The sequence below is a fragment of the Winogradskya consettensis genome, assembly GCF_018332715.1.
GTDB lineage: Bacteria > Actinomycetota > Actinomycetes > Mycobacteriales > Micromonosporaceae > Actinoplanes > Actinoplanes consettensis.
The window spans coordinates 215,525-229,539 of record NZ_BOQP01000008.1 but is presented as its reverse complement, the minus strand read 5'-3'; the positions used below and the strand labels follow the sequence as shown (position 1 = coordinate 229,539).

The 14,015-nt window shown below is 70.3% G+C and carries 13 protein-coding genes and 1 riboswitch; of the genes, 3 read left to right on the top strand and 10 right to left on the bottom strand.

Features of this window, described 5'->3' with window-relative positions:
* Positions 1-7 precede the first annotated feature (7 nt).
* A complete protein-coding gene (locus Aco04nite_RS09620; RefSeq protein WP_212996849.1) occupies positions 8-841 on the bottom strand; it encodes an SDR family oxidoreductase in 834 nt (277 codons plus the stop codon).
* A gap of 118 nt (positions 842-959) precedes the next feature.
* Here Aco04nite_RS09620 and Aco04nite_RS09615 point away from each other — a divergent pair, with 118 nt between their 5' ends.
* On the top strand, positions 960-1,562 hold the full coding sequence (locus tag Aco04nite_RS09615; RefSeq protein WP_212996848.1) for a TetR/AcrR family transcriptional regulator: 603 nt from the start codon (positions 960-962) through the stop codon (positions 1,560-1,562).
* Between the two features lie 70 nt (positions 1,563-1,632).
* Here the strand turns inward: Aco04nite_RS09615 and Aco04nite_RS09610 are convergent, their stop codons facing one another.
* Complete coding sequence (locus tag Aco04nite_RS09610; RefSeq protein WP_212996847.1) at positions 1,633-1,944, bottom strand: DMT family transporter; 312 nt, start codon at positions 1,942-1,944, stop codon at positions 1,633-1,635.
* 16 nt (positions 1,945-1,960) lie between these two features.
* Positions 1,961-2,027: riboswitch (guanidine-III (ykkC-III) riboswitch) on the bottom strand.
* 156 nt (positions 2,028-2,183) lie between these two features.
* Here Aco04nite_RS09610 and Aco04nite_RS09605 point away from each other — a divergent pair.
* Positions 2,184-2,516: a hypothetical protein gene (locus Aco04nite_RS09605; RefSeq protein ID WP_212996846.1), complete on the top strand. Its 333-nt coding sequence runs from the start codon at positions 2,184-2,186 to the stop codon at positions 2,514-2,516.
* Here Aco04nite_RS09605 and Aco04nite_RS09600 read toward each other — a convergent pair.
* The 3 genes from Aco04nite_RS09600 to Aco04nite_RS09590 are packed head-to-tail and all read right to left on the bottom strand — an operon-like array spanning position 2,513 to position 7,111.
* Positions 2,513-4,963 (bottom strand): HAD-IC family P-type ATPase, encoded by a 2,451-nt coding sequence (locus tag Aco04nite_RS09600; RefSeq protein WP_212996845.1) that lies wholly within the window; start codon positions 4,961-4,963, stop codon positions 2,513-2,515. The genes Aco04nite_RS09605 and Aco04nite_RS09600 overlap by 4 nt on opposite strands.
* 4 nt (positions 4,964-4,967) lie before the next feature.
* Entirely contained in the window at positions 4,968-6,407 is a 1,440-nt protein-coding gene (locus Aco04nite_RS09595) for a sensor histidine kinase (protein ID WP_212996844.1), read from the bottom strand.
* Positions 6,404-7,111, bottom strand: a complete 708-nt coding sequence (locus Aco04nite_RS09590) for a response regulator transcription factor (RefSeq protein ID WP_212996843.1) — start codon at positions 7,109-7,111, stop codon at positions 6,404-6,406. Before Aco04nite_RS09590 ends, Aco04nite_RS09595 begins: the two co-directional genes overlap by 4 nt.
* 1,588 nt (positions 7,112-8,699) lie before the next feature.
* Between Aco04nite_RS09590 and Aco04nite_RS09585 the strand changes: the two genes are divergently transcribed.
* The gene (locus tag Aco04nite_RS09585; RefSeq protein ID WP_212996842.1) at positions 8,700-10,268 is read left to right on the top strand and encodes a glycosyltransferase family 39 protein; all 1,569 of its coding nucleotides are present in this window, start codon (positions 8,700-8,702) and stop codon (positions 10,266-10,268) included.
* Here Aco04nite_RS09585 and Aco04nite_RS09580 read toward each other — a convergent pair.
* The 5 genes from Aco04nite_RS09580 to Aco04nite_RS09560 all read right to left on the bottom strand — a co-directional run bounded on the left by Aco04nite_RS09580 (position 10,244) and on the right by Aco04nite_RS09560 (position 14,007).
* Positions 10,244-10,645, bottom strand: a complete 402-nt coding sequence (locus Aco04nite_RS09580; RefSeq protein ID WP_280519326.1) for a DUF6010 family protein — start codon at positions 10,643-10,645, stop codon at positions 10,244-10,246. The genes Aco04nite_RS09585 and Aco04nite_RS09580 overlap by 25 nt on opposite strands.
* A 106-nt stretch (positions 10,646-10,751) precedes the next feature.
* Positions 10,752-11,636 (bottom strand): fructosamine kinase family protein, encoded by an 885-nt coding sequence (locus Aco04nite_RS09575; RefSeq protein ID WP_244875846.1) that lies wholly within the window; start codon positions 11,634-11,636, stop codon positions 10,752-10,754.
* A gap of 18 nt (positions 11,637-11,654) precedes the next feature.
* On the bottom strand, positions 11,655-12,074 hold the full coding sequence (locus Aco04nite_RS09570; protein ID WP_212996840.1) for an SgcJ/EcaC family oxidoreductase: 420 nt from the start codon (positions 12,072-12,074) through the stop codon (positions 11,655-11,657).
* A gap of 28 nt (positions 12,075-12,102) precedes the next feature.
* A complete protein-coding gene (locus Aco04nite_RS09565; protein WP_212996839.1) occupies positions 12,103-12,972 on the bottom strand; it encodes an alpha/beta fold hydrolase in 870 nt (289 codons plus the stop codon).
* A 9-nt stretch (positions 12,973-12,981) separates the two neighbouring features.
* Entirely contained in the window at positions 12,982-14,007 is a 1,026-nt protein-coding gene (locus tag Aco04nite_RS09560; RefSeq protein WP_212996838.1) for a glycoside hydrolase family 43 protein, read from the bottom strand.
* Positions 14,008-14,015: the final 8 nt, after the last annotated feature.

Sequence of the window (14,015 nt, the reverse complement as noted above, 5' to 3'; positions counted from 1 at the left end):
GATCGGCTCAGCGGAAGTCGGCCGCATGGTCGCGGGCCCAGTCGGCGAAGGTCAGCGCGGGCCGGCCCAGCAGTCCGGTGACGGCATCGACCGCCACCTCGGCGGGCAGCTGCGGCACGCTGCCGCCGGCCTGGAGCAGGCGGTCGACGATCGGCCCGGGCAGCTGTGTGAGCAGGTCGGCGCGGTAGGTGTCGACGTCGATCTCCGCCAGGCGCACCGGCTCGCCGAGCGCCTCGGCGATCGCGGCGACCTGGTCACGGATGGTCACCGGGCCCGCGCCGAGCACTGGATATGCGGCATTGCGGGGCTCGTCCAGCAGGGCATGCACCGCCACCGCGGCGATGTCACGCTCGTGCACCGGTGCGGTGATCGCGTCCGGGAACGCGGTGCGCAGCACGCGATCGGTGCGGATTGACCGCCAGCGCAGCGAGTTCGTCGCGAAGTAGCCGGGCCGCACGAATGTCCGGCCGAGGCCGGCGTCGTCCAGCGCCCGCTCCGCCGCGCGGTGCTGTGCGGCGATCGGGTTGGTGGCGGCGTCCGCGGCCAGCACGGAGCCGGAGGACAGCAGGACCACGTGCTCCACCCCGGCCTTGCGGGCCGCCGCCGCGAACTCGGTCGCGGTCGCCGGATGCGCGTAGAGGAACACCGTGCGGACATCGGCCAGCGCCTCCGGGAACGTGCTCGGATCGGCCAGGTCGGCGCGCACCACCTCAGCGCCGCAGGGGAACTCCCCGGGCCGCGGGGTGCGGCTGGACGCCCGCACGGTCGCGCCGGCGGCCAGCAGTCCGTCCAGTACGGCGGCGCCCACGTGTCCTCGGGCGCCGGTCACCAGGATGGTCATGATCAAACCCTCTTCCGTCGGGAACGGGGTTCAGGTTACACAATTTGAATTCTGTTACCAAGGGGATGGCTGGGCACTATGCTGGCGGGATGTCCAGCCTGCTGAGCGGTGAGGTCTGATGCGCGCCGGTGGGCCGCTCGACGCGGAGATGATCCTGTCCGCCACTGAGGATGTGCTGCGCCGCCACGGGCCCGCCAAGGCGACCGTGGTCGACGTGGGCAGGGCACTCGGCGTCAGCCACGCCGCCGTCTACAAGCACTTCCCGTCGAAGACGGCGCTTCGCGAGGCGGTCTCCCGGCGCTGGCTGAACCAGGACCGCGACGCCCTGGCCGCGATCGCGAGTGACAGCGAGATCCCGCCCCGGCAACGGTTGCGGAGCTGGCTCGCCGCCCTGCTGGCGTCGAAGCGCGCGAAGGCGCACGACGATCCGGAACTGTTCGCGGCGTACCGCATCCTGGTCACCGAGAACAGCGACGCGGCGGCCGAGCACGTGACCGATCTGCTGCGCCAGCTGCAGGGCATCCTCGCCGACGGCGTCACCAGCGCCGTGTTCCGGGACGCCGACCCGGCCGCGCTGGCCCTGGCCGTCTTCTCGGCCACCACCCGCTTCCACCACCCCGCCCACACCGGCGACTGGCAGACCCCCGGCGTCGAGGACGAGCTCGACGCCGTGTGCACCCTGCTGATCGACGGCCTGGGTCACCCCGACGTTCACCCGTGAGAGCTACGGGCAAGTGCCCCCGTTTCGGCGACGATCGGAAAACGCGCGCCCTGGAGAAACGCGTCGCGGCCTAGAGGAACTTGAGGCCGGCGACCCCGGCCACCACGAGGAGCAGGCAGCCGATCCGGGGCAGCGACGCCGGCTCGCCGAGCGACACCATCCCGTAGACCGCGGTGACGACGACGCCGATACCGACCCACACGGCGTAGCCGGTGCCGACCGGGATGGTGCGCAGCGCATAACCGAGACCGGACATGCTGAGCACGAGTGTGACGCCGAACAGAGCGGCGGGCAGCGGGCGACTGAGGCCGGCGCTGCGGTCGAGGGCGGCTGCCCAGACGGTTTCCAGCATTCCGGACAGCACGAGAACGAACCAGGCCATGACGAACCCACCTTTGACAGTGGTCGTCTTGGCAGGCCGGGTACGACACACACTCGTCCGGGATGTCCGCGTTGCGGCATCCATTTCAGGATGGCAAACGGGGCGTGTCCCGGCAACGTCCGGCGGCGGTCAGAAAAGTCACCACTTCGAAGATGAATTCTTCCGGCATCGATCGACGTGATCGGCGCGCGACCCTATTCTTACGGCTCCACCAACACCTGGTTACGGAAGGTCAGCCGATGTCCGACTCGCCAGTTGACGTCGAGACGTGTCCCGACGGCAGTGTGAAGTTGCGCCCGCACGGCCGTATCGGACCGGAGGACGCCGTCGAGCTCCGTCAGGTCCTCGTGCACACCGTCCGGCACGTCCGCCCCATGCGCCTGATCCTGGACCTGCACGACGTCTCCGAGCTCGACCCCATCAACCTCGGCACGCTCACCGCGGCGTGCGCGCTCGGCGACGACCATCACGTCGTCGTCTTCCTGGACCACTCCTCGGCCCGGATCGCCGCGCAGCTCGCCGCCGCGGGCGTTCCCCACCAGAGACTCCGGCACATCATGGCCGTGAGTTAACCCAGCCCCAGGACCCTCTCCAGCAGCCGGAAGCGAAATGCCGCCGTGAGCGCTGCGAACCACAGCACCAATGCCGGCAGCACCACCTCGAAAACGGGTCCGGCCGGGCCGGTCAGCCCGAAATAGTCCGACAGCACGGGGACGAAGAGAACGGCGGCAAAGACCGCTATGAGTACGCCCACCAGCGCGGCCGGTCGCCGATCGCGCACCGGAGTCGTCCACGCCGCGAACAGCGGCAACGGCGGCGCCAGAAAGAGAATGAGCACGAACGACGCCAGGCAGAAGAACGTCGACAGGCCGGTCTGCGCGCCGATCGTCGCCGCCGCCGCGGTGAAGTCGGTGTCGGTGTAACTCAGCCCGGTGTAGCGCTCGAACTGGCTGATGACCTCGGCCGGTGTGCTGTCGTTGAACCCCTGGCTCACCGTCTCGTAGAGATACGCGTAGATCGCCGTACCGAACCCCGCAGTGACCACCGCCACCGGGAGCACAAAGCGCGCCAGATTGGTGAGCAGGCGCTTGTCCGGGGGCAGCGGCTCGGCCCACACCGTCAGGAAGAACGTGGGCACCCCGACCGTCAGCAGGGTCAGCCCCACCTGCGTCGGCGAGTACGGGAACCCGAGGCCGAGCATGCTGACCGCCAGGATCACCAGTCCCTGGGTGGCGACGCGCGCCAGGAAGACGTACATGGAGATCCCGATGCCGGCGATGATGCGGCGGCCCTCACGCTGGGCGGGCAGCAGCGCGGCGAACGAGTCGTCGACCAGCACGATGTCGGCGACGTCCCGGGTGACCGCGCTGCCGCTGCGCATCGCGACGCCGACCTGGGCGCCCTTGAGCGCGCGGGCGTCGTTCACGCCGTCGCCGATCATCGCGACGTAGTGGCCCTGGCGGCGCAGCGACGCGACGATCCGTTCCTTCTGCTCGGGGGCGACGCGGCCGAACACCGTCGTCCGGGCGACCAGCGCGTCGAACGCCGCGTCGTCGAGGCGGTCCAGGCCCGCGCCGCTCACCGGACCCCCGCCGTCGTCGAGGCCGGCGCGGGCGGCCAGCGCTGCGACCGTACGGGGATCATCGCCCGACAGGACCTTGATCTCCACGCCGTCGGCGTGGAACTGCCCGATGCTGTGCGCCACCTCGGGCCGCAGCTCGTCGGCGAGCGCGACCAGCGCCACCGGTTCGATCCGGGGCAGCGCGGGATGCCCGTCACCGTCCCGGAGGCTGCCGCTGGAACGGGCCAGCAGCAGCACCCGCAGCCCCTGATCCGCGCTCCGCGCCACCCGCTCGTGCAGCTCGCCGGTCGTGAGCGCGTCGGGGGCGCCGAGGATCCACGTGTCGGTGCGGGTGGTCATGCCGGACCAGCGCAGCGAGGACGTGAACGGCACCTCGTCGCTGACCGTCCACGCGTTGCCGGGCAGGCTCTCCAGCAGCGCGGTCGTGGTGAGGTTCGGGGTGGTCGCGGTGCGGGCGAGCGCGCCCAGCGTCGTGCGGACCTCGGCCAGGTCCATGCCGCCGAGCGGTTCGATCCCGTCGAGGGTGAGCCGCCCGGTGGTCAGCGTCCCGGTCTTGTCGGTGCAGACCACGTCCACGTTGCTGACCGACTCGACCGCGTTGACCTGCTGCACGAGCGCACCCCGCCCGGCGAGCGCGGCGGCACCGGCCGTGTACGCGACGGCGATGAGGAAGAACAGCCCGTACGGCACGAGGCCCGACAGCACCGCGCTGATCTGCACGACCCGCAGCAGGCTGAACCCCTCGAGCAGGGCCTGCGCGACGATCGCCCCGCTCATCAGCACGGTCAGCACCATGACCAGCCGGACCACGAACTCGATCCGCCGCTGCAGCGGGGTGCGGTCCGTCGTCACCCGCCGCGCCTGCGCGGTCAGCCGTCCCGCATAGCTGTGCGTGCCGACGTCCCGGGCGAGCTGATACCCGTTCCCGGCCACGCACAGGCTGCCGGAGCGCAGCTCGTCCCCGGTCGCCTTCGGCACCGGGTCCGCCTCCCCGGTGAGCAGGGACTCGTCCGCCTCGACCCGCTCCCCGTCGAGCAGCGGGCCGTCCACGACGATCTGGTCACCGGCGCGGATGCGCAGCACGTCACCGCGTACCACCCGTTCCGGGGCGACCTCGGTCTCGCGGCCGTCGCGGATCACCCGCACCGCGGCGCGGTCCAGCAGTTGCAGCCCGTCGAGCTTGCGCTTGGCGCGGATCTCCTGACCGGCACTGATCAGCGCATTGATCAGCCCGAGTCCGACACTGATCAGCGCGTCGGAATACCGCCCCAGCGCCAGCAGCGCCGCCCCGATGACGAACAGAATGACATTGAAGAACGAGAACACGTTGGTACGCAGAATCGCGGCGTACCCCCTGCTCCGCCCCGCGGCAACGTTAACCTCCCCCGCCCGCACCCGCGCCGCGACCTCGACCGCCGTCAATCCATTTTGTCCCACTTGGTCAGGCTATAGCGTCTGCTGTCCCGTCGGTGGTAGGCAACCGGATGATGACCCGGGTGCCGTGCGGGACGTTCGGCTCGACCCGCACGGTGCCGCCGTGCTGCTCCGCCGTTTGCGCGACGATGGCGAGCCCCAGGCCGGAGCCGGGCATCGAGCGGGCCGCGGTCGCGCGGTAGAACCGGTCGAAGATGTGCGGGCGGTCCGCTTCGGCGATGCCGGGGCCGGTGTCGGTCACGGTGAGTTCGCAGTGGCCTGTCTCGTCGGTACGCAGCCCGGTGTGGACGGTCGCACCCGCCGGACTCCACTTCGCCGCGTTGTCGAGGACGTTGAGGATCATCCGTTCCAGCTCGCCGGGACGGCCCTGCACCGCGCACGGCGTCAGCGAGGTCGTGAACGTCAGCCCGGGCGCCCGGATGCGCACCCGGGTCAGGGCGGCCTGCGTCACCGCCGTCAGATCGAGGGGTTCGACGTCCTCGCGGGTGGTCTCGTCGCGGGCCAGCTCGACCAGTTCGGTGGTGAGGGTGGCCAGCTCGGTCACCTGGGCGTCGAGGTCGTGCAGGAGCTTCGTGCGATCCTCGGGCGGCAGCCGATGGGCGAGCTCGGGGTGACGTTCCACCTCGAGGAGCAGTTCGATGTTCGTACGGATGCTGGTCAGCGGCGTCCGCAGCTCATGACCCGCGTCCTCGACCAGCGTGCGCTGGGCCGTCCGGGCCGTGTCGATCGCCGTCAGCAGGGTGTTCACCGAGCCCGCCAGCCGCGCGATCTCATCGGCACCGTTGATCGGGATGGGCCGGGTCAGGTCCATGGTGACCGCGACCTCCTCGACGGCGCCGGTCAGCCGTTGCACCGGCCGCAGACCCGCCCGCGCCACGGTCCGGCCGAGCACCGCTGCCCCGGCGATGCCGACCGCGCAACAGGCGAGCAGCGCGATGGCGAACACCACGAGCGTACGGTCCCCGGGGGTGCGGTTGACCGCGACCTGGACCGCTCCCCCGCCGGAGATCGGCACCGTGACCATCTGATAGCTGACCGCCCCGACGGTGACCTGCTCCTCGGCGCGGACCCGACGCCCGGCGGCGATCTCCCGGGCCGCGGGGGTCACCGGAAGAGCGTTGACAGCTTTGTTCCGTACGACACCCTGGGCATCCAGGATCTGCCAGCGCGGCCCCGCGTCACGCCGGAACCGTCGCGGCGGCCCGAACCCGCCCCGGTGCTCCTCCTCGACGACGGGCCCCGTGGCGAGCCACTGCGCGGGGTCGGCGGCGATCGTGGTGGCATCGGTGGTCAGATCGTTCTGCAACTGGTGGTCCTGAATCTCCGCGACCGCCGCCCACGCCAGCCCCGCGACGACCAGCACGGCCAGCGCCACCGCCCCGGTCACCAGCAACGACAGCCGGGCATGCAACGTACGCCGCCCCCACCACGTCCCCACCCTTCTCATGGCCCTTCGCTACGCAGCACGAACCCCACTCCGCGCACGGTGTGCAGAAGCCGGGGCTCACCCGCCTCCTCCAGCTTGCGACGCAGATACCCCAGGTAGACGTGCACGCTGTTCGACGTCTCGCCGAAGTCGTAACCCCAGACGTTCTCGAACAGCGCCGCCCGCGACAGCACCTGCCGCGGATGCCGCAGAAAGACCTCGAGAATGGCGAACTCCGTACGCGTGAGCCGCACCGCCCGCTGCCCCCGCCACACCTCACGACTCCCCGCGTCCATCCGCAGATCCTCGAACGTGAGCAACTCCCCCGCCGGCGCCACGGTCGTCTCCTGCGCCCCGGTCGTGATCAGCGACCGCCGCAGCAACGCCCGCAGCCGCGCCTGCAACTCCTGCAACGCGAACGGCTTCACTAGATAGTCATCGGCCCCGGCATCCAGCCCCGCCACCCGATCACCGACACTGTCCCGCGCCGTCAGCATCAAAATCGGCACCAGAACCCCGCCGCCCCGCAACTCCCGGCACGTCTCGAGCCCATCCAGCACCGGCATACTCACATCCAGGATCACGGCATCAGGCTCCCGCCCCCGAACCCGATCCAGCGCCTCCCGCCCATCCCCCGCGGTCTCCACCTCATGCCCCTCGAACCGCAACGTCCGAGCCAGCGAATCCCGCACCGCCGCGTCATCATCAACCACCAGAACCCGCACGGCCCACCACCCCCACCCAAGAGTTCCACGCCGAACCCACCCCCGTGCACCGACCGCACCACGTCCCACCCGTCCCGGCACCGGCTGCGCCTCTGCGAGCAGATCCTGGCACCGCCCGGATCACGACCAGCCGGATCACGACCAGCCGAATTGCGACCAGGCGGATTGAGACCAGGCGGTCCGGTCACCGCCCGCCCGCGTTACGACCAGACCGTCCCGGCACCGGCCGCGCCGCCGCGAGGCGGTCCCGGCACCCGGCCGTGTCGCACCAAGGCGGTCCCGCCACCTGGCCGTGTCGCACCAAGGCGGTCCCGCCACCGGCCGCGCCGCCGCGAGGCGGGACCTGGGCCGGCCGCGCTGGAATGAGCCGGCCGGAGCCGCTCGCGCTATGACGACGCGGTCGGCACCGGCGCGCCGGGGACGGCAGCCGAGGCATTGGGCGCGGGCGGGGCCGCAGGCGCCGCCGACCCGTTCGGTGCGGGATCACCGTTGGTGTTGCCCCGAGGCCCACGGCCGGGGTTCATACCGCCCGGACCGGTGAAAGGCCGGCCCCCGTTGTCGCCCCGGGTGCCGCTGTCGTCCCGCCCGCCCGGCCCGAACCGTTCGTTCCGGTCCCCGCCGTCCCGGTCGAACCGGTGATGCGACCCGCCACCGTCATGCCGGCCGATAACCGCACCAACCGCCGCGATACCGCACCCGACCAGGCATCCCGCCACCAGCAGCACTCCGGCCACCCACAACGGCACCCGCGAACGCCGCGCCCGAGCCCACCGCCCGCCACCCGTACCAGTCGCATAGCCAGGGCCGCCCGCGTAACCGGGACCGCCCGCGTAACCAGGCCCCCCACCCGACGCGGCTCCACCCGGCGCAGCCCACCCACCGGGCGCGGCGGCATGGGCAGAATCCCCATGAGGTGCAGCATCCGAACCATCAACTGCCGAAGCAGGCGCGGCAGTCTGAGCGGCAGGCGCGGCAGTCCCAGCGGCAGGCGCGGCAGTCCCAGCGGCAGGCGCGGCTGCACCTACGACCGGGCCCGCGGCGGCCGGGTTGGGGGCGGCAGGGTTGGCGGCGGGCGCAGCGGCCGGCGGGATCGGTTCCGTGGGTGCGTCGTGTGCTGCCGGGGTGGCAGGAATGCGCTCCGTGGGTGTGGTCGCGTCGCCGGCCGGGGCGGCGGGCTGGGCCGTAGCACCCTGCTGGGCCGGTGTTTCCCGCGGCGGGTTCTCGTCGCTCACAACGTCTCCTCTGGCGATCGGCTCATGACGATCGGATCATGGCGCCGACATCATCGGCTCGGATCATGACGATCGGATCATGGGGCTGGATCATGGGGCTGGGATCATGGGGCTGGGGATCGGACGCTTCAAGCGTGCCGACGGTGAATAAGGGTTCCCACAGGCGATGTCTATGAAAAACATAAGAACCCGTGCACCAGCCTGGCCGAAACAGGACGAAAGCCCCGCACGCCGCGATGGGCGCCACGAGTGCCGTAACAGGCGGAACAGGGGCGCTGCCGGAGAGCGATGCTCGATCGGGTGGCGGCAAGGGGCTGCCCCGACAACGGTCCGGCAGCTGATGTAGTTTACCGCGAATGATCTCAGCGCTCCGGGCTGCCCCGGTCCGACGTGTGCTGCCCGCACTCATTCCGGGCCTGACGATGCTCGTTCTCGGTCTGCTCGGTGCGACGCGGTCGGTGCTCAGCTGGGATGAGATCGCCAGTGTGGATGTGGCGCGGCGGTCGGTGCCGCAGATCTGGGATCTGATCAACAACGTTGACGGCGTCTTCGGTCCGTACTACATGTTCCTGCATTTCTGGGACGCCGTTTTCGGGCAGACCGTGCTCACCGTGCGGGTACCGTCCATTCTGGCCATGGCTGCCGCGGCGGCGGTGACCGGGGAGCTGGGCCGGCGCTTGTTCAGCCCGCTGGCCGGGGTCGTGGGCGGGCTCATTCTCTGTTCCATTCCCAACATCTCCCGGTACGCGTCCGAGGCCCGCCCGTACGCGTTCGCCGTCTTCGTTGCGGCGCTCAGCCTGCTGCTGCTCCTGATGGCGCTGGACAAGCCCGGTTGGGTGCGCTGGCTTGCGTACGCCATCTCCGTGGTGGGTCTGGGTGTTGCGCAGTTGATCGCCCTGACGGCGGTCGGCGCGCATTTCTTCGTCGTGCTGATGCGGCTCTGGAAGCCCGAACGGACACCGGTCGACCTGGACGACGAGCGGGACGGGAAGTCCTGGTCGAGCCGCAAATTGTTCCTCTGGTGGGCCGGCGCCGCGGCGGTGGGTGCGGCCTGCATCGCGCCGATCGTGATCATGGGTTCGGGTCAGCACGACACGCAGCTGACCTGGGTTCCGCCGCTGACCGTCAAGGCCGTGCGGTACATGCCCACCGGGCTCACCGGGCAGGCCGAGATCGCCTGGCTGATCATCGGTCTCGCGGTCACGGCCGCCTGGTTCCGCGCCCGCAACGTCGCGGTGGTCGCGCTCGCGGCGCTCGTTCCGCTCGTCGTGGTGTGCCTGGTCTCGTGGCACGGCCCGTCGTTCTGGGTGGCCCGCTACGTGCTGTTCGTCCTGCCGTTCGCCGCACTCCTGGCCGGAGTCGGCCTGGTCCGCGCTCTGCCAGAGGCCCGCACACTGCCGGAGTCCGGCGCGCTGCCAGAGGCCCGCACACTGCCGGAGACGCGCCCCTGGGGCCGTTACACCCGGATCGCGGCGGTACTCGTCCTGATCGCCGCGCTGGTCTACCCGGCGCAGTGGGAGGTGCGCGGCAAGACGGTGAAGAACGGCACCGATTACCGTACGGCTGCGAAAATCATCAAGAAGCGCCAGGAGCCGGGCGACGGCCTGCTTTTCTCCCCCGGCAACCGCATCCTGCGCCCCGGCGTCTACTACTACCTGGCCGACGCCCCGTACACCCCGAAGGATCTGCTGATCCGCAAGGACGCGGCCGACGTGGACAGTCTCTACGCCGCCGAATGGCCGGGCACCCCCGACCGCGTCGAATCCGCCACCCGCCTCTGGCTGTTCACGAACAAGGCCAAGGGCGACCCGCTGGAACTGCGCACGGATCTGCGCGATCTGCTGACCGAGGACTACACCCGGACGCAGATCTGGCGGATGAAGGAGGGCACCCTCGCCCTCTACACCCCCAAATCCTCGTCCTGACGTTTCCGCCACGGTGATCGCCCGCCCGTGAAGCACCACAGGGCGATCACCGGATCGCACAGCGCGCACCCGAACGACGAGTCGTGCACCGAAGGGATCAGCGGCGCACCACGCCGATGATGCAGCACATCCCAGCCGGTATGCAGCAGCCACCCGATCCCGATGAACGTCCACGACCGCAGCCCCACATAGGCGACGAGCGTCATCAGCGTGGTGAAGGCAAGTTCTCCGAGACCAAAACTGCCTCCACTTATGTACGCAGCCCCGGCGCCCCCGACAACAACCGCGTTGATCCGGCGCCGATGCGGTTCGGGGACGAAGGAAAAGATCCCCACCCAGATCAGCCCGATGACCACCGGCAAAACGTAGCGAAGCATGTGGCACTCGTTTCCCGCTCAGTCCGACAATGCGCGAGAAGCGTAGGAGCCCCGTCTGCGCCGCGAACAGGCCGCTGAGAGCCACATTCCCGCGGAATCCCGCCAATCAGCTCAGCGTGCGGAACGGGGCGAGAGTCGCCCGGATCTGATCGGCCGCGCCCCAGTCATCGTCGAACTGGGCCAGCACAGCGAGGTGCTGTCGCAGCTGAACGATCGGCATCCGCGCCTGCCAGCCCGCGTCGAGCGCCATCAGCTCGGCGTAAACGGCGAAGAACCGCTGCGCCTCGGGCGGAGGCGAGGTCGACCACACGTGAGCCAGGTCGACGTCGGCCCACATGTACGACACCGCCGGATCGATCAGCGCCGGCCGGCCGTCCGGGGTGGCCAGGAGGTTCTGGGTCCACAGGTCACCGTGGGCCAGGCAGGCGGGCCGATCCGGCAACAGCTCGGGCAGACGCCGGCACAGCCGCTCCAGCGCCACCCGGTCACCGGCGTCGAGTGCCGCCTCGACGCGAGGCTCCCCGAGCCACCGCAGCAACCGGTGCTCGGCGAAGAACGCGAACCCATCCGTACCCCAGGTATTGATCTGGCGCCGACGGCCCAGCCAGTTGTCGCTGGGCCACCCGAAGCGGGGGTGAACCGTACTCAGATGCATCCGCGCCAGCTCGTGCGCGAACTGCTCCCAGAAGCTCTCACCGGGCGGCCGGGGTCCCAGCACCGACAACACGAGCAACTCCCGATCCGCCCGGATCACGCCGGGTGTCGCCACGCCGCCGAGCTCCCGCAGAGCCCGCAGCCCTTCGGCCTCCGCGGCGAAGACATCGTCGTCCGGCGCGTCAGCGAAGGCCTTGACGAACACCGGCGGCGCATCCCGGCGGATCGCTATGCCCGCGACCGCCGCCAGCCCACCCGCCACCGGCTCCACCGAGACGACATCGCGCATCCCCGAGCGGCGCAGGCAGTCGAGCAGAAACGCCGTCGAATGCGTCACGAAAGCCTTCCGTGGTGCCTATCCGAGCACGGTGGTGTTCTGGCCGGCGACGAGCTTCCACGATGTTTGCGTACGGCGCCAGATATAGGTCGGGGCGCCCGTACCACCCTGGGGTTTGCCGTCGAGGTCAGTGTATTGCTGGGCAACTCCGGTGAGGGCGACGTCCGGGGTGAGAAAGGCGATGTGTTCGACGGTGTAGCCGACGGAGCTGTTGGCCATGGCGCCGGGCAGGACGCTGCGGGTGAAGACGCTGATCTCGTCGAGACCGATGAGACGGCGGCCGGCGCCGTTGACCCAGACCGCCGAGCTGTCGAACAGGCCCAGGAAGCCTTCGACATCCTCATGGCGCTGGCTGCGTTCGATCTCCGCGACGAGGGCGATCAGGGTGGCGATGTCAACGGCCGGCGCATCCGCCGGGAGGACTGAAGGTGCTGTCATGCACCGACCGTAGGACCTGAAGTTCAGTTCAGGTCCAGCTCTTCAGCTCGCCGAGGATGGCGTCGAAGGCCAGGAGCATGAGCGACAAATGGCCCTCGGCCGGCTCCAGATGGACGGTTGCGCCGGGGACGTGGGTGGCGAGCCAGCGGCCGTGGGCGTACGGAACCATGCGGTCCTGTTCTCCCTGCCAGATGGCCACCGGGGTGGTGATGGTGGTGAGGTCGAAGCCCCATTCCTCGATGAACGCCAGGTCGTCGTCGCGCCAGCCGTCGATGCCCGTGGAGACCGCGGCGCGCAACGCCGCTGCCATGAAGTCGGCGAAGTCACCGGTCAGCGCCCGACGGTCCACGTCGGAGATGAGGTCGCCCAGCGAGTCGGCGACCTGGCCGCCGGTGACGTCGGTCAGGGCGGGGAGTTGCGCGGTCAGGTAGTCGCCGAGCGGCACCGATCCGGCCACCGCCGCGCCGAATTCCTCGATGTTCTCCGCGCCCATGCCGGCGAGCCAGTCGAGATCCGCCGCGGTGTAGGGGGCGACGCCGGCGACAGTCGCGGCACCGAGGCAGCGTTCGGGTAGCAGAGCCGCGCAGGCGAGGGCGTGCGGGCCGCCGCCGGACCAGCCGACCGTCAGGAACTGGTCAGCGCCGATGGCGTCGAGGACGGCGGTGACGTCGAGCGCGGCCGATCCGACCGTGCGGCCGGGCTGCGCCGTTGATCCCGCGTAGCCGGGGCGGCTGATCGCGATCGCGCGCAGGCCGTGCTTGGCCGCGGTGGCGACCATCGGGTCGTGGAACCGGGCCGCGGACGGCGTGCCGCTGTGCAGAACCAGGGGCATGCCGTCCGCGGGACCCGCGACCCGATATTCCAGGGTACGGCCGTCCGCGAGACTCAAATTCGCCATACGCAGATCTTAGATCGGGCCGGCACCGCCCTGGGGGACGCCGAAGTGCGGGGTGCCGTCCGCGTTCCAGGTGAGCTTCTGGACGCGGGTGTGCCGGTTGGGGTCGTAGAGCGGGTCGCCGGTGATGTCGCGGTAGTCGCGGGCGTGGTAGACGAGGACGTCGGTGACGCCGTCCGCGCCGACCGTGAACGAGTTGTGGCCGGGGCCGTACTGTTCCGTTGCGGGGCTGCTGGTGAAGATCGGGTCCGGGGTCTTGGTCCACGACGCGTTCTTGAGCAGGTCCGCGGTGGCGCTCGCCGAGATCAGCCCGATGCAGTAACGCGCATCGGTGGCGCTGGCCGAGAACGAGATGAAGACCTTGCCGTTGCGTACGATCACCGCCGGGCCCTCGTTGACCCGGTATCCCTGGATCTCCCAGCTGCGCGTGGGGGTGGCGATGCGGACCGGCTTGGTGCGCAGGGTCCACGGGTTGGTGAGCTCCGCGATGTAGAGGCTCGAGTTGACCGCGATCTCCGGTTCGCTCTGCGCCCAGACCAGGTAGCGGCGGCCGCGGTGCGCGAAGGTGGTCGCGTCCAGCGAGAAGCTGTCCCATTCGGTGGCGATCTGGCCGCGCAGGGTCCAGCCCGCCGGGTCGCGCGGGTCGGCAAGAGACGATTCCAGCACATACATCCGTACGCGGAAGACGTCATCGCTGTCCCCGGCGGCGAAGTAGATGTACCACTTGTCGTCGATGCGGTGCAGTTCCGGCGCCCAGATGTGCCCACCCATCCGGCCGGAGCCGGGGCGGCGCCACACCACGGATTCCGCTGCCCCGCCGAGCCCCGCGATCGTGGGCGCGCCGCGGACGATGATCCGGTCGTACTCGGGGACGGAACCGGTGAAGTAGTACTGCCCGGCCACCGGCCTGGTGATGAACGGGTCGGCGCGCTGGCTGATCAGCGGCGGGTTCGCGGCGGCGGGCAGTTTCAGGACACCGACTCCGGCGATGCCCAGGCCCCCGCTGAGGAGGCCGCGGCGGGTGATGCGATGCGTCATGACGATCC

What these genes read in the sequence shown, in the direction of transcription:
- Aco04nite_RS09620 (WP_212996849.1), bottom strand. Translation starts at nt 841, where the DNA reads ATGACCATCCTGGTGACCGGCGCCCGAGGACACGTGGGCGCCGCCGTA.
- Aco04nite_RS09615 (WP_212996848.1), top strand. Translation starts at nt 960, where the DNA reads ATGCGCGCCGGTGGGCCGCTCGACGCGGAGATGATCCTGTCCGCCACT.
- Aco04nite_RS09610 (WP_212996847.1), bottom strand. Translation starts at nt 1,944, where the DNA reads ATGGCCTGGTTCGTTCTCGTGCTGTCCGGAATGCTGGAAACCGTCTGG.
- Aco04nite_RS09605 (WP_212996846.1), top strand. Translation starts at nt 2,184, where the DNA reads ATGTCCGACTCGCCAGTTGACGTCGAGACGTGTCCCGACGGCAGTGTG.
- Aco04nite_RS09595 (WP_212996844.1), bottom strand. Translation starts at nt 6,407, where the DNA reads ATGAGAAGGGTGGGGACGTGGTGGGGGCGGCGTACGTTGCATGCCCGG.
- Aco04nite_RS09585 (WP_212996842.1), top strand. Translation starts at nt 8,700, where the DNA reads ATGATCTCAGCGCTCCGGGCTGCCCCGGTCCGACGTGTGCTGCCCGCA.
- Aco04nite_RS09580 (WP_280519326.1), bottom strand. Translation starts at nt 10,645, where the DNA reads ATGCTTCGCTACGTTTTGCCGGTGGTCATCGGGCTGATCTGGGTGGGG.
- Aco04nite_RS09570 (WP_212996840.1), bottom strand. Translation starts at nt 12,074, where the DNA reads ATGACAGCACCTTCAGTCCTCCCGGCGGATGCGCCGGCCGTTGACATC.
- Aco04nite_RS09565 (WP_212996839.1), bottom strand. Translation starts at nt 12,972, where the DNA reads ATGGCGAATTTGAGTCTCGCGGACGGCCGTACCCTGGAATATCGGGTC.
- Aco04nite_RS09560 (WP_212996838.1), bottom strand. Translation starts at nt 14,007, where the DNA reads ATGACGCATCGCATCACCCGCCGCGGCCTCCTCAGCGGGGGCCTGGGC.